17 protein-coding genes are annotated in these 19692 nt (G+C 70.8%); 9 read left to right on the top strand and 8 right to left on the bottom strand.

Features of this window, described 5'->3' with window-relative positions; translation table 11 throughout:
• Position 1 precedes the first annotated feature (1 nt).
• Both ACZ3KP_RS30880 and ACZ3KP_RS30875 read left to right on the top strand, forming a co-directional pair.
• Entirely contained in the window at positions 2–1498 is a 1497-nt protein-coding gene (locus ACZ3KP_RS30880) for an MFS transporter (protein ID WP_467503396.1), read from the top strand.
• Positions 1495–2514, top strand: a complete 1020-nt coding sequence (locus ACZ3KP_RS30875; protein WP_467503394.1) for a TolB family protein — start codon at positions 1495–1497, stop codon at positions 2512–2514. The genes ACZ3KP_RS30880 and ACZ3KP_RS30875 overlap by 4 nt, the downstream gene beginning before the upstream one ends.
• 6 nt (positions 2515–2520) lie before the next feature.
• On the opposite strand, the gene glnA is transcribed toward ACZ3KP_RS30875, so the two are convergent.
• Positions 2521–3882 carry a type I glutamate--ammonia ligase gene (gene glnA / locus ACZ3KP_RS30870; protein WP_358970375.1) on the bottom strand — a complete coding sequence of 454 codons (1362 nt, stop codon included), beginning with the start codon at positions 3880–3882 and terminating at the stop codon, positions 2521–2523.
• Between the two features lie 315 nt (positions 3883–4197).
• Here glnA and ACZ3KP_RS30865 point away from each other — a divergent pair, with 315 nt between their 5' ends.
• Positions 4198–5385: a globin domain-containing protein gene (locus ACZ3KP_RS30865; RefSeq protein ID WP_467503392.1), complete on the top strand. Its 1188-nt coding sequence runs from the start codon at positions 4198–4200 to the stop codon at positions 5383–5385.
• 106 nt (positions 5386–5491) lie between these two features.
• Here ACZ3KP_RS30865 and ACZ3KP_RS30860 read toward each other — a convergent pair whose 3' ends face one another.
• Entirely contained in the window at positions 5492–5938 is a 447-nt protein-coding gene (locus ACZ3KP_RS30860) for an RrF2 family transcriptional regulator (protein ID WP_467503390.1), read from the bottom strand.
• A gap of 169 nt (positions 5939–6107) precedes the next feature.
• Here ACZ3KP_RS30860 and ACZ3KP_RS30855 point away from each other — a divergent pair, with 169 nt between their 5' ends.
• The 3 genes from ACZ3KP_RS30855 (at position 6108) to ACZ3KP_RS30845 (ending at position 9675) form a co-directional block, all read left to right on the top strand.
• Positions 6108–6785: a DUF3105 domain-containing protein gene (locus ACZ3KP_RS30855; RefSeq protein ID WP_467503388.1), complete on the top strand. Its 678-nt coding sequence runs from the start codon at positions 6108–6110 to the stop codon at positions 6783–6785.
• A gap of 1 nt (position 6786) precedes the next feature.
• Positions 6787–7419, top strand: coding sequence for a DUF305 domain-containing protein (locus ACZ3KP_RS30850; RefSeq protein ID WP_467503387.1), 633 nt, complete (start codon positions 6787–6789; stop codon positions 7417–7419).
• Positions 7420–7704: 285 nt separating this feature from the next.
• Complete coding sequence (locus tag ACZ3KP_RS30845; RefSeq protein ID WP_467503385.1) at positions 7705–9675, top strand: S53 family peptidase; 1971 nt, start codon at positions 7705–7707, stop codon at positions 9673–9675.
• 93 nt (positions 9676–9768) lie between these two features.
• On the opposite strand, the gene ACZ3KP_RS30840 is transcribed toward ACZ3KP_RS30845, so the two are convergent.
• On the bottom strand, positions 9769–10263 hold the full coding sequence (locus ACZ3KP_RS30840) for a hypothetical protein (RefSeq protein WP_467503383.1): 495 nt from the start codon (positions 10261–10263) through the stop codon (positions 9769–9771).
• Positions 10264–10562: 299 nt separating this feature from the next.
• Here ACZ3KP_RS30840 and ACZ3KP_RS30835 point away from each other — a divergent pair, with 299 nt between their 5' ends.
• Entirely contained in the window at positions 10563–11171 is a 609-nt protein-coding gene (locus tag ACZ3KP_RS30835; protein ID WP_467503382.1) for a hypothetical protein, read from the top strand.
• A gap of 87 nt (positions 11172–11258) precedes the next feature.
• On the opposite strand, the gene ACZ3KP_RS30830 is transcribed toward ACZ3KP_RS30835, so the two are convergent.
• Positions 11259–11999, bottom strand: coding sequence for a class I SAM-dependent DNA methyltransferase (locus ACZ3KP_RS30830; protein WP_467503380.1), 741 nt, complete (start codon positions 11997–11999; stop codon positions 11259–11261).
• A 181-nt stretch (positions 12000–12180) separates the two neighbouring features.
• Complete coding sequence (locus tag ACZ3KP_RS30825) at positions 12181–12960, bottom strand: hypothetical protein (RefSeq protein WP_467503378.1); 780 nt, start codon at positions 12958–12960, stop codon at positions 12181–12183.
• A 183-nt stretch (positions 12961–13143) separates the two neighbouring features.
• On the opposite strand from ACZ3KP_RS30825, the gene ACZ3KP_RS30820 reads away from it, so the two are divergent.
• The gene (locus ACZ3KP_RS30820) at positions 13144–13638 is read left to right on the top strand and encodes a hypothetical protein (RefSeq protein ID WP_467503376.1); all 495 of its coding nucleotides are present in this window, start codon (positions 13144–13146) and stop codon (positions 13636–13638) included.
• 55 nt (positions 13639–13693) lie between these two features.
• Here ACZ3KP_RS30820 and ACZ3KP_RS30815 read toward each other — a convergent pair whose 3' ends face one another.
• Positions 13694–14740, bottom strand: coding sequence for a LacI family DNA-binding transcriptional regulator (locus ACZ3KP_RS30815; RefSeq protein ID WP_467503374.1), 1047 nt, complete (start codon positions 14738–14740; stop codon positions 13694–13696).
• A 180-nt stretch (positions 14741–14920) separates the two neighbouring features.
• Here ACZ3KP_RS30815 and ACZ3KP_RS30810 point away from each other — a divergent pair, with 180 nt between their 5' ends.
• Complete coding sequence (locus ACZ3KP_RS30810; protein WP_467503372.1) at positions 14921–17470, top strand: GH32 C-terminal domain-containing protein; 2550 nt, start codon at positions 14921–14923, stop codon at positions 17468–17470.
• A gap of 75 nt (positions 17471–17545) precedes the next feature.
• On the opposite strand, the gene ACZ3KP_RS30805 is transcribed toward ACZ3KP_RS30810, so the two are convergent.
• Positions 17546–18616, bottom strand: a complete 1071-nt coding sequence (locus tag ACZ3KP_RS30805; RefSeq protein WP_467503370.1) for a carbohydrate kinase family protein — start codon at positions 18614–18616, stop codon at positions 17546–17548.
• Positions 18609–19667 (bottom strand): LacI family DNA-binding transcriptional regulator, encoded by a 1059-nt coding sequence (locus ACZ3KP_RS30800; RefSeq protein WP_467503368.1) that lies wholly within the window; start codon positions 19665–19667, stop codon positions 18609–18611. Before ACZ3KP_RS30800 ends, ACZ3KP_RS30805 begins: the two co-directional genes overlap by 8 nt.
• Positions 19668–19692 lie beyond the last annotated feature (25 nt).

Here is a 19692-nt window from a genome sequence, read left to right as displayed (position 1 = left end):
CGTGTACGTAGCGGACAGCCGCGCGAGCGACCCGACGGCGTCCGTGGCAGGTACCGTCCGGCCGGTGACGGCCGGGCGGTACCGCACCACGATCGCCCCCACCGTCCTCGCCCTGGGCACCGTCAGCCTGATCACGGACGTCTCCTCCGAGATGGTCACCGCGGTCCTCCCGCTGTACCTGGTGACGGGCCTCGGCCTGTCGCCCCTGGGCTTCGGCCTCCTCGACGGCGTCTACAACGGCTTCTCGGCGGTCGTCCGCCTGGTCGGCGGCCACCTCGCCGACCGCGGCGGCGGCCGCCACAAGTGGGTGGCGGGTGCGGGCTACGCCCTGTCGGCCCTGTGCAAGCCCCTCCTGCTGGTCGCCCACACCCTCACCCCCATCGGCCTGGTCCTGGCCGCGGACCGCACCGGCAAGGGGCTGCGCACGGCTCCCCGGGACGCCCTGATCTCGCTCTCCAGCACCCCGGAGACCCGGGGCCGCGCCTTCGGCGTGCACCGCGCGATGGACACGGCGGGCGCGCTGCTCGGCCCCCTGGCCGCCTTCCTCATCCTGCGGGCGACGGTGGACGGCTACGACGCGGTGTTCACGGTGAGCTTCTGCGTGGCGGTGCTGGGCGTACTGGTCCTGGCGCTGTTCGTACCGAGCGGCGGGACCGGCACGCCGGGACCGACGCCGGGCAGCGGGCACGCAACCGGCACGCCGGAACCCGTGCCGGGCGGTGGGCACGCAACCGGCACCACGGAGCCGCTGCCGGGCGGCCGACGCGGGACCGGCACGTCCGGACCGGTGGCGGACATCGGGCGCGGGACCGGCACGTCCGGACCGGTGCCGGGCAGCCCATGCGGGGCCGGCGCTGCGGAACCCGCGCCGGGCGGTGGGCGCGGGACCGGGGCTGCGGGGGCGCGGCCCACGGTGTGGGCGGCGGTCGGGCTGCTGGGCCGGCGTGACCTGCGGCGGATCACCGTCTGCGCGCTGCTCCTCGGCCTCGCCACGGTGAGCGACTCGTTCGTGTACCTGTTGCTGCAACGGCGCCTCGGCGTCCCGGACCGCTGGTTCGCCCTGCTCCCCCTCGGCACGGCGGCCGCGTTCCTCCTCCTGGCCGTCCCGCTCGGCAGGCTGGCGGACCGCTGGGGCCGCCGGCGGATGTTCCTCGCGGGCCACGCGGCCCTGCTGCTCGCCTACGCCCTGCTGCTCACGTCCTGGCACGGCACGGCGCTCCCGTACGCGGTCCTCGCCCTGCACGGCACGTTCTACGCGGCGACCGACGGGGTCCTGATGGCGGTCGCGTCGGACAGCGTGCCCCAGGAGCTGCGCTCGTCGGGCCTGGCGCTCGTCCAGACGGGCCAGGCGGGCGCGCGTTTCGTCTGCTCGCTGGCGTTCGGCGCGGCGTGGACGCTGTGGGGCGACCGTACGGCGCTGCTGGCGTCCACGGGTGCGCTGGCGGTCTGCGCCGCCTACGCCCTCACCCTCCGCCCCTCCCGGGAGGCAGCCGTATGACCCTGAGGTCCCGCGTCCTGATCCTGGCGTCCGCCCTCGCCGTGCTGGGGGCGATCGCCCTGGCCTCCGTCCTGCACGCGTCGGCCCGGGCGGAACGCCGCGACCACCCACGGGCGGGCGCCGCGCAGGTCACCCCCGGGACGGTGACGCTCACCGCCCCCGGCCGCATGGTCTTCCGCAACATGGCCTGGGGCCCGCACCGCGACGAACTGACCACGACGCCCGCGTCGGCCCCCTCCGGCCCCCGTACCGCCTCCGGCGTCAAGTGCCTGCGCTTCTACGCCGCGGCCGGCACCGGCGTGTGCCTGCAAGCCGTCCACGGCCCGGTCTCGGACACGTACCGGGCCGTGATCCTGGACGCCCGTCTGCACCCGAGGGCGCACTACGACGTCCCGGGCATCCCGTCCCGGGCCCGGGTCTCCCCGACGGGCCACTACGCGGCCTGGACGGCGTTCGTGGGCGGCGACTCGTACGCGGGCACGAACTTCTCCACCCGTACGGCGATCGTGGACACCCGTACGGGCACCCTGATCCCGTCCCTGGAGGCCTTCCGCGTCCTCAGGGACGGCAGGACCTACCACGCGGCGGACGTCAACTTCTGGGGTGTGACCTTCGCCCCGGACGACGACACCTTCTACGCGACGCTGGCCACGAAGGGGTCGACGTACCTGGTCCGGGGCAGCCTGCGCGGCCGTACCCTCACCACCGTCCACCCGAACGTCGAATGCCCGTCCCTCTCTCCCGACGGCACCCGCGTGGCCTACAAGAAACGGGTGCCGGGACTCCCGAAGGACGCCCCCTGGCGCCTGTACGTACTCGACCTGCGGACGCTGCGCGAGACCCCGCTCGCCGAGACCCGCAGCGTGGACGACCAGGCGGTGTGGAAGGACGCCCGCACGCTCGTGTACGCGCTGCCGGGCGACTACGGCGCGGACCTGTACGAGATGCCGGCGGACGGCACGGGGAAACCGCGACGCATCAGCGTCTCGGCGGTCTCCCCGGCGTTCGTCGGATGACGCGCCCTACAGCACCGGCAGGTTCTTCCGCAGCTCGAAGGCGGTCACCTCGGAGCGGTACTCCTCCCACTCCTGGCGCTTGTTGCGCAGGAAGAAGTCGAAGACGTGTTCGCCGAGGGTCTCGGCGACCAGGTCGCTGCCCTCCATGAGGGTCAGGGCCTCGCCGAGGTTCTGCGGGAGGGGCTCGATGCCCATGGCGCGGCGCTCGGCGTTGGAGAGGGCCCAGACGTCGTCCTCGGCGCCCGGCGGCAGCTCGTACCCCTCCTCGATGCCCTTCAGGCCGGCCGCCAGCAGGAGGGCGTAGGCCAGGTAGGGGTTGGCGCCGGAGTCGATGGAGCGGACCTCGACGCGCGCGGAGCCGGTCTTGCCGGGCTTGTACATCGGGACCCGGACCAGCGCGCTGCGGTTGTTGTGACCCCAGCAGATGTACGAGGGCGCCTCGCCGCCGGCCCCCGCGGTGCGCTCGGAGCCGCCCCAGATGCGCTTGTAGGAGTTCACCCACTGGTTGGTGACCGCGGAGATCTCGGCGGCGTGCCGCAGCAGGCCCGCGATGAAGGAGCGGCCCACCTTGGAGAGCTGGTACTCGGCGCCGGACTCGTAGAACGCGTTGCGGTCGCCCTCGAAGAGGGAGAGGTGGGTGTGCATGCCGGAGCCGGGGTGCTCGGAGAACGGCTTCGGCATGAAGGTCGCCTGCACCCCCTGCTCCAGCGCCACCTGCTTCATGACCAGCCGGAACGTCATGATGTTGTCGGCCGTGGAGAGCGCGTCCGCGTAGCGGAGGTCGATCTCCTGCTGGCCCGGCGCGCCCTCGTGGTGGGAGAACTCCACCGAGATGCCCATCGACTCCAGCATGGTGATCGCCTGGCGGCGGAAGTCCATGCCGACGTTGGTCGGGGTGTGGTCGAAGTAGCCCGAGTTGTCGGCCGGGGTGGGGCGGGAGCCGTCCAGCGGGCGGTCCTTCAGCAGGAAGAACTCGATCTCGGGGTGGGTGTAGAAGGTGAAGCCGAGGTCGGAGGTGCGGGCCAGGGCACGCTTGAGCACGTACCGCGGGTCCGCGAAGGACGGGGAGCCGTCCGGCATCAGGATGTCGCAGAACATGCGGGCCGTACCGGGGGTCTCCGCGCGCCACGGCAGGACCTGGAAGGTCGACGGATCCGGCTTCGCGATCATGTCGGACTCGTAGACCCGGGCGAAGCCCTCGATCGCGGAGCCGTCGAAACCGATGCCCTCGTCGAAGGCCTGTTCAAGCTCGGCCGGGGCCACGGCGACGGACTTGAGGAAGCCCAGCACGTCCGTGAACCACAGGCGTACGAACCGGATGTCGCGCTCCTCCAAGGTCCGGAGCACGAACTCCTGCTGCTTGTCCATCTTCCGCTTCCCCATCCTTGCTGGTCAGGCCGCCTTGCTCCCGGTCCCACAGGAGGCGGTCGGGCACCCGGGCATCACACCACAACAGCATTTCATGCGCGTTGCGGACCTTGATCGCGTCGGCGTCCTCGGCCTGAACGGCTCTCGTACCGCAGGTGTACTGCGCTCCCGCCCATCTTGCCTGCTCGCACCGACATCCGTAATGGCGGACCGGGATCGGGAGTGACCGACACCATGAGCCCAAAATTTGAATCTCAGATGCAAGTTTTAATAGCGTGAGGCGTCGATCCGTTCGGCGAGCCCCAAGGAGCCCCGATGCTGTCCGAACCGTCAGCCGTCACCGTCCGCGCCACCCTCCCGGCCGTCGGCGCGGCCATCGGCGAGATCACCGAGCGTTTCTACGCCCGGCTCTTCGCCGCCCACCCCGAGCTGCTGCGCGACCTCTTCAACCGCGGCAACCAGGCCGCCGGCACCCAGCGGCAGGCCCTCGCCGGCTCCATCGCCGCGTTCGCCGCCCACCTGCTGGACCGCCCGGACCGGCGCCCGGACGCCCTGCTGGGCCGCATCGCCCACAAGCACGCCTCCCTCGGGGTCGCCCCCGAGCAGTACGCGGTCGTCCACGACCACCTGTTCGCCGCCATCGTCGAGGTGCTGGGCGAGGCCGTCACCCCCGAGGTCGCGGCCGCCTGGGACGAGGTCTACTGGCTGATGGCCAACGCCCTGATCGCCGTCGAGAAGCGGCTGTACGAGGAGAGCGGGTCCACCGGCTTCCGGCCCTGGGAGGTCGTCGGACGGGTCGCCGAGACGGCCGACGTCGTGACCTTCCGGGTGCGGCCCGCGGACGGCGGGGCGGTGCGCGGTTTCCGCGCCGGGCAGTACGTCTCCGTGGGCGTCACGCTCCCCGACGGGGCCCGCCAGATACGCCAGTACAGCCTCTCCGGCGCGCCGGGCGGGTCGCTCCGCCAGTTCAGCGTCAAGCGGGTGCCCGGTGACGCCGCGACGCCCGACGGCGAGGTCTCGAACCACCTGCACGCGCGCGTGCGCGAAGGCGACGTCCTGGAGCTGTCGGAACCGTACGGCGACCTCGTCCTCGGCGACACCGCCGGCCGGCCCCTCCTCCTGGCCTCCGCCGGCATCGGCGTCACCCCGATGGTCCCGATGCTCGCCGCGCTCGCGTCCGACGGCCACCGCGCCCCGGTCACCGTCGTGCACGGCGACCGCTCCCCCGCGGACCACGCCCTGCGCGCCGACCACACCGCGTACGCGGAGAAGCTGCCGGACGCGGCCGTCCACTTCTTCTACGAGCGCGACGCCGCTCCGGGCACCCGCACCGGCCTGGTCGACCTCTCCGACATCGAGGTGGCACCCGGCACGCGCGCGTACCTGTGCGGCCCCCTCCCCTTCATGCGCGCGATCCGCACCCAGCTGATCGAAAAGGGCGTGTCCCCGGCCGACATCCTTTACGAGGTCTTCGGCCCGGACCTGTGGCAGGCAGCGGCCTGAAAACGCGCCGCAAGGAGAGCGCCCCGTCAGGGGCGCGGGGAACTGCGCGACAAGCCACGAATTACCCGCAGTCGCCTCGCAACGGACGCGGCACCCCCGTAGGCCCCTAACCCACCCCCGGCCTCCTGGAAATACCCAGCAGCAACGGCCCCGTCGGCTCCCCCACCATGTCCGCCACCGTCACCGGGTCCAGGGCCGCGTAGAACGCCTCCTGGGCCCGGCGCAGCGCCCCCCTGAGACGGCAGCCGGAGCTCAGCGGGCAGGGCCGGTCACCGCCCTCGCAGTCCACCACGTCACCCTCGCCCTCGAAGGCGCGCACCAGCGCCCCCACCGAGGCACCCCGCCCCTTCTCGGTCAGCGTGAGCCCGCCGCCCCGGCCGCGGCGGGCGTCGACCAGTCCCCGGTGCTGGAGCTCGGCGACCACCTTCGCCGCGTGCGTGTACGGCACCTCCATGTCGCCGGCGACCTCACGGGTCGTAGGACTGGACTCGCCGGCGACGGCGAGCCGCATCAGGAGCCGCAGGGCGAGATCGGTGGAGCGCAGCAGCCGCATACCGGCCAGCGTAAGTAATACGCATCCGCCGTTCAAATTATCGGTTTCCTGTCGGATCCCGGGACTTACCGGCTCTTTCCCGTGCCCTGCCTACGTCTGGCCCCATCTCCCCCCTTACGATCAGCGAGCCCCACCCTCCACGTCCCTTTCCCCCAGAAGGACACACCTCATGGGTTCCGCGAAGAACAAGGCCGGCAACGCCGAACGCAAGGCGCGCATAGAGCAGATGCGGCGCGCGGAGCAGGCGCGCGAGCGACGCAACCGGATCCTGACGATCGGCGCGAGCGTCGTGGTCGTGGTGGGTCTGGTCGTCGGCGGTGTCGTGCTCGTCGACTCCCAGTCGCACAAGAGCGACAGCGCGAGCGACGCCAAGGGCGGCGACTCCGGGGACTCCGGGCACTTCGTCACGGGCAGCGACGGGGTGCGGACCTGGACGGGCAAGCTGTCCCGTACGCATGTCGCCGGGACCGTGAAGTACCCGATGCACCCGCCGGTCGGCGGCAACCACAACCCGGTGTGGCTCAACTGCAACGGCAACGTCTACACCAAGCCCGTGAAGGACGAGAACGCCGTGCACGCCCTGGAGCACGGCGCGGTCTGGGTGACGTACACCGACAAGGCGAGCAAGTCCGACGTGGACAAGCTGGCGGCGAAGGTGAAGCAGACCCCGTACTCGCTGATGAGTCCGTACGCCGACCAGTCCTCGCCGATCGAACTGTCGGCGTGGGGACACCAGATGAGCGTGAAGAGCGCGGACGACCCGAAGGTCGGCACGTTCTTCGAGACCTATGTGCAGGGCAAGCAGACCCCGGAGCCGGGTGCCTCGTGCACGGGCGGGACGATGTGACGTGAGGAAACACATCGGCTGGATCGCCGGAGCGACGGCGGCCGCGCTGGTCGCGGCCGGCGCCATCACCTACGCGGTCGCCGAGGACGGCGGTGGCGGCTCCGGCGGGAGCGTCCCGAGCGCCGACGGGGCGGACGCGGGGTTCGCGCGGGACATGGCGGTCCACCACCAGCAGGCCGTGGAGATGTCGTACATCGTCCGCGACCGCACGAAGAACACGGAAGTGCGGCGGCTCGCCTACGACATCGCGCAGACCCAGGCCAACCAGCGCGGCATGCTGCTGGGCTGGCTGGACCTGTGGGACCTGCCGAAGGTGTCGGCGAAGCCGCCGATGTCCTGGATGGGCATGGGTGACATGCCGGAGCGCGGGGACGGTTCGCTGATGCCCGGCATGGCGACCGACGCCGAGCTGGCGAAGCTGGGGACGCTGAACGGCAAGCAGGCGGAGATCTTCTACCTCCAGTTGATGACGGACCACCACAAGGGCGGGATCCACATGGCCGAGGGCTGTGTGGCCAAGTGCACCGTCGCGGTGGAGAAGAACCTCGCCCAGGGCATGGTGGACGCGCAGCAGTCGGAGCTGACCACGATGCAGCAGATGCTGAAGGAGCGGGGCGCGAAGCCACGCGACTGAACTGCCGTACAAGATGGGGGATTTGTCGACTTAACGGTACCGCAAGCATTCAACAACAATCGCAACCGATCTGTAATGCTCTGCGCGCGGTCGAAAGGGGTCCAAAAGCCCCTAATCAACTCCCACTTGGGACTTCCTTGGGTTTCTCATTCCCCTGGCATGAACAGTTCACCGAAAGAGTGACGTTCACCGCGTGATCCATTCACGGGCCGTTCCGCCGCTGGCCTCCCGGTGATCACGCATGACCGACCACTCCATGCGACGAACCGCATAGCAGGGGGCAGTATGAGATCGAACCGTGCCAAGGTGCGGGCCGGTGTGAGCTTGGCAGCGACACTGCCGATGATCGCCGGCGCGCTCGCGCTCGGCATACCCGCGGCGCACGCCGCGGACAACCCGGCCCGTGACGCCCTCAAGGGCACCAAGCCCCTGTGGGCCACGGCCAAGGCGGACAAGGGCGCCACCTCGAACAGCGCGCAGGTCAAGGCCGTTCGGGTCTACCTGGCCGGCCGGGACGCCAAGGGCCTCGCGGCGTACGCGAAGGCGGTGTCCGACCCCAGCTCGCCGCAGTACGGCAAGTACCTCAGCGCCCAGCAGGTGCAGGCCCGCTACGGCGCCACCAAGGCCCAGGTGAAGGCCGTCAAGTCCTGGCTGACCGGCTCCGGCCTGACGGTCACCGCGGTCACCGCGCACTACATCGCCGTCTCCGGCGACGTGTCCGCCGTCGAGCGTGCCTTCGCGACCCAGCTGCACAACTACGCCAAGGGCTCGAAGACGTACCACGCCCCGGCGAAGACCGCGTCGGTGCCGGCCGCCGTCAGCTCCGCCGTCCTGACCGTCACCGGCCTGGACAACGCGCCGCACAAGGCGAACCACGACGACACGCTGCCGCCCCCCGGTGCCGTGTTCAAGAACGCCGGGCCGTTCTCGTCGTACTACGGCTCGAACACCGCGAGCACCCTGCCGAGCGCGTACGGCAGCAAGATCCCGTACGCGATCAAGGGTTACACCGGCAAGCAGCTGCGGGCCGCCTACGGCGCCGGCAAGTACACCGGCAAGCACGTCCGCGTCGCCATCACCGACGCGTACGCCTCGCCGACCATCGCCTTCGACGCCGGCACCTACGCCAAGACGAACGGCGACGCCGCGTGGAAGACGAGCCAGCTGCACCAGGCGCTGCCCCCGGCCTACACGAACACCGGCGCCGACGAGTGCGACGCCTCCGGCTGGTACGGCGAGGAGACCCTCGACGTCGAGGCGGTGCACGCGGTCGCGCCGGACGCCGACGTCACCTACGTGGGCGCCGCGTCCTGCCTGGACAACGACCTGCTGGACGCCCTCAGCAAGGTCGTCGACAACCACCTGGCCGACATCGTCTCCAACTCCTGGGGCGACATCGAGGCCAACCAGACCCCGGACCTCGCGGCCGCCTACGACCAGGTCTTCCAGCTGGGCGCGGTGCAGGGCATCGGCTTCTACTTCTCCTCCGGTGACAACGGCGACGAGGTCGCCCACACCGGTACGAAGCAGGTCGACACCCCCGCCAACTCGGCCTGGGTGACCGCGGTCGGCGGTACGTCCCTCGCCGTCGGCAAGGGCGACACGTACCAGTGGGAGACCGGCTGGGGCACCGAGAAGGCCGCCCTGTCGGCCGACGGCAAGAGCTGGACCGGCTTCCCGGGCGCGTTCACCTCGGGCGCGGGCGGCGGCACCAGCAAGACGGTGAACGAGCCGTACTACCAGAAGGGCGTCGTCCCGGACTCCCTCGCGAAGGCCAACAGCAGCACCGGCAACCGCGTGGTCCCGGACATCTCGGCGATCGCCGACCCGAACACGGGCTTCCTGGTGGGCCAGACCCAGACCCAGGCGGACGGCACCGAGGCGTACAGCGAGTACCGCATCGGCGGCACGTCGCTGGCCGCGCCGGTCATCGCCGCGGTCCAGGCGCTGGCGCAGGAGGCGAACGGCGGCAACGCGCTCGGCTTCGCCAACCCGGCGATCTACGCCAAGTACGGGAAGGCGGGCGTCTTCCACGACGTCACCGACAACCCGACCGGCAGCGGCCTCGCCGTCGCCCGCGTCGACTTCGCCAACGGCTACGACGCCACCAAGGGCCTGCTGACCTCGGTCCGCAGCCTCGGCAAGGACAGCTCCCTGTCCGCGGTCAAGGGTTACGACGACGTCACCGGCGTCGGCACCCCGGCGGCCGGCTACGTCGACTCGTACAAGCCGGCGAAGGCGCACCGCAAGCACTGACCCGCTGACGCGGTGATCCGCTGAACGAAGGGGCGTGGGGTCCTCACGGACCGCACGCCCCTTTGCGCTGGGCCTACTTGACGTCCTCGCTCGTCAGCCGGTGTACACGTCCCACCTCTGCCAGGCGTTGCCGCCGTTGCAGCCCTCCTCGCGATAGGCGTACAGGGTCCCGAAACCGCCGTCCAGGCAGACGCGTCCGTCGAAGGCGAAGAACGTCTCGGGAGTGATGCCGTTGACGGTGGGTCCGCCCCTGGCCACAGCCCATATGGCACGGGGGTCGTCGTACCAGCAGGGGATCAGTTCCACGTCGGAGGAACCGGCAGGGGCGCCGGAGGGGCCGGTGCCCTGTCCAACGGCGTACAGGCAGTAGTTGGGGCCGCTCGGGTCGTCTGAGGTGGTCTGGATCTGCACGTAGGCGGCGCCTCCGGCGTCGGGGGCGGCGCTGATGATGTGGAAGTACGTGCCGGCGTAGCCGCAGGAGTCGCCTATGCCGGCCGCCGAGGAGTTGCGTTCGATGACGCAGTTGCCGCTGGCGTTGTTCTTCAGGGTGCTGCTCGGGATGTTGAGGGTTGCGCTCGCGCTTTGCATGCTGAGGGTGAGGGCGGTTACGCCTACGGCCAGGACCGTGGCGAGGCTTCTGGCCCGCATCCGCATTCGTGCCATCTTCAGACTCCGATCGTGTGCGTGTCCCTGTTTCCCCGGGGTGCCTTCGGAGGCCTCCTGGACCTGAGCTGAGTCCCGAGCGAAAGCATGAAGTGCGTCAGTGACCCCGTGGGGACGCTACGGACGCCCATCCTTGAACCGTCCTGGTTCCGTCCTCATGCCGGGTCAGGCCGACGATCGGCATGGGTCGTGACGCGCCCGGAGGGCCTTGGAGAGGTGGTGCGATGTCGAGCGGCGGTGGCGATGTCATCGAAGCCATGAGCACGGCGGCCCGGGAGAGGCTGCGGGCGGGGGCGGCACCGGCTGTGGTCTGCGGCGAACTCGCCGAGCAGACGCGATGGTGGTGGGACGCGGCGCTGGCCGTCGGTCAGGCGATGGGAATCCCGGAGGCGGAATTGCTGCGGCGCCTCCACAGTGAGCCGGACCAGGTGCAGAGTGAGTTCCGGCAGGGTGAGGAGAACCTTTACGGCGAGCTTCTGGAGACGGTTGGCGTGTTCGATGTCGCCAAGGAACTCGACGAGAGGGAGCTGGTGATCGCGAAGCACCTACGGTCCGCGATGGGTGCCATGGGTGGCGTGGCGAGCGGTCACGGTCTGGGCCTCTCCCGTTGGTTTGTCATGGGTGAGTTGGCAAGCGTGTTCTGTTCTCTTGCGCGCATCGGTCCGCATGCCACCCGCGGTCGACCGGCGGAGTTTTGGGAAGCCCTTGTGAGTGCTGGGGAACTCCTCGATCCGGCCGACCGAGATGAGCGTGAGACCGTGGCGCATGCTCTCGACGAGTGCCGGGCACACCTGGCCGGGCACGAGCCACCTGCGGGTTGGGGGCCTACTTGAGGGAAGCGACGAAGGGCGCCCAGACGGTGGCCGGGAGGATGAGGGCGGGACCGAGGCACGGCCAACGTTGATGGCCTGGTGCCGACCTCAGGCCGGCTTGCGCCACACGGAGATGTGCTTCGCGGAGTCCTGGGTGAACGGAGACCCGTCCCAGTCCGCAACGCGGCGTTCCAGTTCGAGCCCAGCGATCCGCGCCATCAGGTCGAGCTCCGATGGCCACGCGTACCGGTGCCGGGAGTTGCCACGGCGGTAGCGGCCGTCTTCACCGTCTCGGGTGAGATGGTGCGAGACGAGAATCTGCTCGACCAGGTCGAAGGTGTCGAAGCCGAGATGCCGGTCGGAGACATCGAACGGCACCGCGACCTGCCCGGGCGGCAGGAATCGCAGTGGCGGCACGCTCAGCTCGATGACGAATCGGCCGCCAGGCGTCAGGTGACGTGCGGCGTTGCGAAAGCACTCGACCTGCTCGTCCTGCGTGAGGAGGTTCGTGATCGTGTTGTAGACGAGATAGACCAGGGTGAACTCGCCGGGGACGACCGTCGTGGCCATGTCTCCGATGGCGACGGGGAGCATGTCCTCGTCGATCTTGCGCCGCAGGACCGCTGCCATGTGCTCGGACAGTTCGATGCCCACAACGGGCACGCCGCGTTCCCGGAGCGGGACGCCCACTCGTCCGGTTCCGATGGCGAACTCCAGTGCCCGGCCGTCTCCGGCGAGTTCGGCGAGGAAGGCGATAGTCGGGCCGAGAACGGCAGCCGAGGACAATTCGGCTTCCTCGGCGTCGTAGCGGTCGGCGGTCGCGCGGGTCCACAGTTCACTGCTCGTCACGGGTGGCCACTGTGGCGGGTGCCGAGGGGCGCTGTCGACATATTTAAGTTCTCCGCGGCTTGGCGTGCACCGCCTACAACTCGTTCTCGCCTTGCCAGGGCTGCAGCCGAACCGCCCCGCACGCCGGATTATCAGTCCCGGAATGACCCAACCACCTTGAAGATCATTTCGATAGGGATTCTTAGGCCATCCGCGCGGCGGCCGTTCCGCGCCCACGGCGTCGTCGGCGTCCTCGGTTGCGGCGACGGGTCGTGCGCAGCCGTCCCGCACGCAGCCGGGCCGCGTCCTCCGGGGCCTTCTCGGACAGTTCCACGAGAGCCGGATGCGGGGCGGGCGGGACGTAGGGTTCGGAGGCCGCGACACGGTGGCCGCCCGCGCCGGGCCTGCCGCCGTAGCGCGCCAGGAAACGGACCTGGGCCAGAGAAGCGAGGCCGGTGGCCCCGGTCGCGGCCCACTGCGCAGACCCCTGGGGTAGGCGGTCGACCAGCGCCACGAGCACGAATGCGAGCTCCCCGGTAAGAAGCAGCACCCCGGCGACCGCCAGACAATCCCGGACGACGGCCGCCCGACGGGCGCGGGCCGCGCCATGGAACTCGGAGCGGGTGGCCCGAAAGGCGAGGTCGCGGGAGGCGATGATGCCGAGCGTCGTGGCGGCGGTACGCCGGCGCAGCGCAGCGAGCAGGGCGTCCGGTAGGGGGTGCCCGGCGGTACGCGCCACGTCCGCGCCAGTGCCGGTCAGTGCGAGATTGCCGCGATGGTTGATGGTGACCAAGCCGTCCAGCAGGAGCCGGGCGGCGGCCGCCTGGATGTCGTCCTCGGTCAACGAGCGACCGGCGGCCGCGCGATAGGGGTCGACGGGTGCGGCAGGGAGCCACGCGCGCAGGCGGTCGCGCACGACGGGCACCCCGTACAGCAGGACTGTGACGGAGACGACGGCACACGCGAGCGCGACGGGATCCACGCGCCGAGCGTAGTACCGCAACGGTGCCTGTCGTGACTGATGACCAGTTCAGGGGCAAGTGCAAGAACCGCGTCGGGGATGCTCACGTCTCCGTTGGTGAATGTCGTGTTCCAGCAGCCGATGGGGGCTCAGCGACCATGTGCGGAACGACGATGTGCTTGACAGGAACTGGGTGAGGCGCCGGTGACGACGAGCGGTGGGCTTCGACCGGGCCAGTCGATGATGTGGATGGTCAGTTCGTTCTTCCAACTGGACGGTGAACCCGTCGGAGCGTTCGCGTCGCAGGCCGGCCCTGGTCGTCAGCATGTGTTGGGCAGCACGGACCGAGTCGGCGACGACCCGCGTCTGCTCGTCGACTTCAATGAGGGGCAGCCCCTGCTGTCGGCACATGGACAGCAGGTGGGAGAGCGTCAGGGGAACACCGTGCTGCTGTGGGAAGCGGAGTACCGCATCCGCCGTGCTCGATTCCGCAGGAAGCTGCGCTTCTCCGTAACCTCCGGTGAACGGACCGTGCTTGATGTCAGGGAGACGTCCCGGCCCGACCGCACGGTCCACACATACGTCACCCGCAGCGACCCCGCGCTCGACCCGGTTGCCGTGCTCGGCCTCATCCTGCTGGAGGCACGACCCGACAAGATGTCGGTCCTCAACGAGCTGTTCGAGAGGCGGCAGACGTAACGGCTTGTGCGGAGACGCCGCTGAGGGACACGCAACGGCGCTCGTCAGGAACGAGTCACACGTCGGCGGGGCCGGGCAGTTCGCCGGAGCCGCGGGCCAGGTAGCGCGTGCTCAGCACGCGGTGGCGGGCGGGGCCGGGCTCGCCGTCGAGGCGGTCGAACAGCAGGGCCGCGGCCTGCCGGCCGATGGCGACGGGGTCCTGGGCGATCACCGAGATGCCCGGGTCGAGCAGGTCGGCGAAGGGCAGGTCGTCGAAGCCGATCAGTGCCACAGCGTGCTGCAGACGGAGTTCCTGGAGGGCTTTGCGCACGCCGACGGTCACCAGGTTCTGGGCGGAGACCAGCGCGGTGGGCGGCTGAGGGAGGGCGAGGAGTTCCCGGGCGGCCTGCTGGGCGGCCTCGACACCGTGCACGCCGCGCCGTACCGACGTGGGGTGCAGGACGCATCCCGTCTCCGCGAGCCCTGACACGAATCCGGCGTAACGCTCTTCGGCGGTCCAGATCGCGGGGAGGTCTCCGAGGAAGGCGATGTGCCGGTGCCCCGCCGCGTGCAGTCTCTTCACCGCCGCGCGCACGCCCGCGCGGTTGTCCACCGTCACGGTGTCCACCTGCCGTACGGTCGTGGGACGGTCCACACACACCACGGGTGTGCCTGCGTCGCGGGCCGCGTCGAGATCCGTGTCGGTGAGTCCGGTGGGGACGACGATGAGGCCGTCGACCCGACGCGCGGTGAAGGTGCGCACGAGGCCGCGTTCCCTGACCGGGTCCTCGTCGGTGGAACCGGCCAGGACCAGTACACCGCGCTCGGCGGCGGTGTCCTCGACCGCGCGGTGCAGGGCGGCGGAGAAGGGGTTGGCGGCGTCCTCCAGGATCAGCCCGAGGGTGTGGGTGCGGCGGTCGGCCCTGCGCAGGCTGCTGGCCGTCAGATCATGCCGGTACCCGAGCAACTCGGCGGCCCGCGTCACCTTTTCCGCGAGGTCCGCAGTGACCCCCGGCTTGCCGTTGACGACCCGGGACACGGTGGCGATGCCGACCCCGGCCATGCTCGCGACGTCCCGCATCGTCGCCGACCGCCGACCTGCGCCGCGCTCCGAATCTGGCAACGTTTTCACCTCCGGGCGGCGGGACCGTGCGGTCGTACGCCATTTTCGCATGCCTGCCAATCGCCGCACAGAGTCTGGACAGAGACTCGGGGCGGTCATACGGTGCGGCGAAACGTTTCCAAGGTCGGCCGTCGGAAGCCCTCGACGCAGCGCTCCTCCGACGGGCGGGTAAGGAGCACCATGTCCAGAACGACTCGCCCCCGCCGCCGACTGCGCACCGCGCTGGCGGCCCTGTCCGGGCTCGGCCTGCTCGTCGCTTCCCCGGCCTCGGCCGCCACGCTCCACCAGGAGCCGTACCGGCCGCAGTTCCACTTCACCCCGGCCCGGAACTGGATGAACGACCCCAACGGCCTGATCTGGTACAAGGGTCGGTACCACCTGTTCTTCCAGTACAACCCGTCCGGCGACACCTGGGGCAACATGTCCTGGGGGCACGCGGTCAGCACCGACCTGGTGCACTGGAAGGAACTTCCGGTCGCCATCCCGCAGGACGACGACGAGATGGTCTTCTCCGGCAGCGTGGTGCTGGACAAGGGCAACACCTCCGGCCTCGGAAGCACGCGGAACCCGCCGCTGGTCGCCGTCTACACCAGCCTGGTGAAGTCCACCGGCGTCCAGCGGCAGTCCCTGGCCTACAGCACCGACGGCGGCACCACCTGGACCAGGTACTCCGGCAACCCGGTCCTCGACCTCGGTTCGACCAACTTCCGCGACCCGAAGGTGTTCTGGTACGCGCCCACCAAGAGCTGGCTGATGGCGGTCGCCCTCTCCGACCAGCACAAGATCTCCTTCTACCGTTCGCCCGACCTCAAGAGCTGGTCCCACCTGAGCGACTTCGGCCCGGCCGGGGCGACCGGCGGGGTGTGGGAGTGCCCCGACCTGTTCCCGCTGCCGGTGGACGGCGACGCGAAGAAGACCAGGTGGGTGCTGGCGGTCAACCTCAACCCCGGTGCCGTCTCCGGCGGTTCGGGCGCCCAGTACTTCGTGGGCGACTTCGACGGCACGAAGTTCACCGCCGACGACAGCGGGGCGTACACCGCCCCGAGCGGCACCGTCGTGCAGGACTTCGAGTCCGGTTCGTTCGGGGACTGGACGGCCGCCGGCAGCGCGTTCGGCGGCGCCCCGGCGACGGGAGCCGTGGACGGTCAGAGCGCGGTGACCGGCTTCGACGGCCAGGCCTTCGCCGACAGCTACCACGGAGGTGACGCCGCCACCGGCACGCTGACCTCCCCCGCGTTCACCGTCACCGGCGCCTACATCAACTTCAAGGTCGGCGGCGGCAACCACCCCTACCGGTCCGGCTCCGTCCTGGGCGACGAGCCGACACCGACCGGCGAAACACTGGCCGACTTCGAGGGCGGCACCTACTCCAGCCCCATCGGCGACTGGACCACCACCGGCGACGCCTTCGGCTCCGGACCGGCCCAGGGCACCCTGCCCGACCAGCAGCAGGTCTCCGGCTACCTCGGCCACGGGCTGGTCAACAGCTATCTGCACGGCGACGCCGCCACCGGCACCCTCACCTCACCGGCCTTCACGATCGACAAGAAGTACCTGGACTTCCTCGTCGGCGGCGGCTACCACGGCGTCAGCTCGGGCGCTCCCACGGCCGTCGAGCTCGTCGTCGACGGCAAGGTGGTCCGCTCCGCCACCGGCGCCGACGCCGAGGCCCTGGACTGGACCTCGTGGGACCTGTCCGAGCTGCGGGGCAAGCAGGCCCGGATCAGGGTGGTGGACGCCAACACCGGCGGCTGGGGCCACATCAACCTCGACCAGGTCGTCCTCTCCGACACCCAGGCCCAGCCGCGCTCCGCCGAGACCGGCGTCAACCTGCTCGTCGGCGGCAAAGTCGTGCAGAGCGCCACGGGGTCCGACTCCGAGCACCTCGACTGGGCCTCCTTCAACACCACCGCCTACCAGGGCAGGAAGGTCCAGATCCAGATCGTCGACGCGAACACGGGCGGCTGGGGACACGTCCTTGCCGACGACTTCAGCGTCGCCGACAAACCCGCCCTGTCCGTCCTCCAGCGCGCCCACTGGCTCGACCACGGCCGGGACTTCTACGCCGCCAACACCTACAACGACGCTCCGGGCGGCCGGCGCATCATGATCGCCTGGATGAACAACTGGGACTACGGGCAGACCATCCCCACCAGCCCATGGCGCAGCGCCGACACCTTCCCCCGCCGGCTCGCCCTGCGGACCGTCAACGGCAAGGTCCACCTGGTCCAGGAGCCGGTAGAGGAGCTGAAGACACTCCGCGGGACCGCCACCGGCGTCCCCGCCACGACCGTCACCGACGGCACCGAGCCGCTCGGCGTGCGTGGCAGCACCCTGGAACTCCAGGCCACTCTCACCGCGGGCACCGCTGAGCGCTTCGGTCTCGACGTCCGTACCGGCGGTGCCCAGCGCACCCGGATCGGCTACGACACCACCACCGGCGAGGTCTACCTGGACCGCACCGCCTCCGGCGCGACCGACTTCGACCCGGCCTTCGCCAGTACCGAGCGCGCTCCCCTGGCCCTGGACGGCAAGCCGCTGCGTCTGCACGTCCTCGTCGACGCGTCCTCGGTCGAGGTCTACGCCGAGAACGCCTCCGGCGAACAGGTCGTCCTCACCGACCAGATCTTCCCCGATCCCTCCAGTACCGGCGTCGACGTCTTCGCCGACAACGGCACCGCGACGCTCGGCCGGACGAAGGCGTGGCAACTGGCGTCCATCTGGAAGTGACCGGCCTTCCGGAGGGGGGCGCCGGGGCTCCGGCACCTGGCGCCCCCTGGGCAGGGAGACCCGCGTCCGTCGGAGTCAGCTCCCGGCCGGCTGCATCGGCCGCTGGGCCGAACCCTCCGTGCCCGTGCCGCGGTTGTCGTCGGGGAACGTCAGGTCCGTCGGCTTCAGGGGTGCCTGGGCGGCCGAGGCGGGGCGGGGCAGGGCGGTGGGTGGGTCGGCGCCCAGGCGTTCGCAGGTGAGCGCGGAGACGAGGATCGCGTCGTCCACGGCGATCCGCAGGGCGCCCGGGTCGGCCGCGGCCAGCGTCCGCGGGCCGTGCAGTCCGTGCCGGGTCAGCGCGCCCAGCAGTCCCGCGGTGAACGCGTCGCCCGCGCCGACGGTGTCCACCACCGCGACCTTCCGTCCGGGACGGCTCAGGCTCCCCGCGCCGGAGTAGACGTGGGCGCCGTCGGGGCCGTCGGTGACGACGACGAGGAGGGCGCCGAGTTCCAGCCAGCGGGCGGCGGTCTTCTCGATCGGCGTGTCGGGGTAGAGCCACTCGACGTCCTCGCGGCTCGCCTTGACCAGGTGGGCGGTGCCGACGCTGCGTTCGACGGCCTGCCTGCCGCGCTCCGGGTCGCCGAGGAGGGCGGGGCGGACGTTCGGGTCGTAGCTGATCAGCGTCGTGCCCTCGGCGCGCAGGCGGCGGGCCACGGAGTGGATGTGCCGGTCGGCGGGGGACGTCCAGGAGGCGACGGAGCCGAAGTGCAGGACGGCCGTGTCCCGGGGGACGCGGGCGGTCTCCGCCTCGCTCCACTGCCAGTCCGCGGTGCCGTCCAGGTAGAAGTCGTAACTCGCCCGGCCCTGCGCGTCCATGGAGACCACGGCGAGGGTGGTGGGTTCGGCGGCGGCCGGGGCCGAGGTCAGGTCGACGCCCTCGGCGGCGGCGTGCGCGCGCAGCAGCCGGCCGAAGGTGTTGTCGGCCAGCCGTGCCATGAGCGCGGTGCGGTGGCCGAGCCGGGCGAGGCCGATGGCGACGTTGAAGGGGCTGCCGCCGGGCCGGGCGCGGTAGTCGCCGGGGGCGTCGAGCTGGACCAGGTCGATGAGGGCTTCGCCGATCACGGTCACGGCCGGGGGCTGTGCGGCGGCTGGTACGGGTTCAGTCATGGCGGGGTCCTTCGGCCGGGATCTCGCCGGAGCCCCGCTCGATCAGCCGGGTCGGCACGGTGACGGTGCGGGTGGGTGAATCGTCGCCGTCCAGACGGTGGAAGAGCATCTCGGCGGCGGTCCTGCCCACCTCCTCGACGTCCTGGGCGATGACGGAGACGCCCGGGTCGAGGATGTCGGCCAGCGGGAAGTCGTCGAAGCCCACATGGGCGACGGTGTGCTGCAAGCCGAGCGCGCGCAGGGCCCGCAGGGCGCCGATGGTGACCAGGTTCTGGCTGGTGAACAGTGCCGTGGGCGAATCCGGCAGCTCCAGCAGCTCCTTGGTGGCGGCGACGGCGGCCTCCTCACTGGCCGGCACGTGCCGCACGATCTCGTCGTCGTACGGGAGGTGCGCGACCTCCAGCGCGTGCCGGTAGCCGTCGAAGCGCTGGGCGGCGGTCGGGATGGAGGCGCGGTCGCCGAGGTAGGCGATCCGGCGGTGGCCGGCCTTGAGCAGGTGGTTGACGGCGGTGACGGCGCCCTGCCGGTTGTCGGAGACGACCGCGTCCGCGTCCAGGAGTCCGGCCTCGCGGTCGACGAAGACCATGCGGGTGCCGGAGCGCTGTTCGCTGATCAGGTAGCTCTGGTCGCGTCCCGCCGGGACGATGACCAGCCCGTCCACCCGGCGGTCCACGAGCGCCTGGGCCAGCTCCCGTTCGCGTGCCGGGTCCTCGTCCACGCTGCCGACCAGCACCAGGACCCCGCGGTCCCGGGCCACGTTCTCCACGGTGCGGGTCAGGGCGGCCGAGAAGGGGTTCGCGGCGTCCTCGACGAGCATGCCGATGGTGGCGGTACGGCCGTCGCCGCGGCGCAGGCTGCTCGCGGTGAGGTTGGGACGGTAGCCCAGTTGGTCGGCGGCCTCGCGGACCCTGGCGACGATCGCGGGATCGACGGTGGGGACGCCGTTGAACACGCGCGAGACCGTCTTGATGGCGACTCCGGCCAGCGCCGCGACCTCACGCATGGTGGGGCGGCTGCGGGTGGACCGGGGCGGCGCCTCGCCCTGAGTCATCGTTGTCTCCAACCGGATTCGCGTT

This window comes from Streptomyces sp. NPDC020958, assembly GCF_055562175.1.
This window is presented reverse-complemented; position numbering and strand designations above follow the sequence as displayed.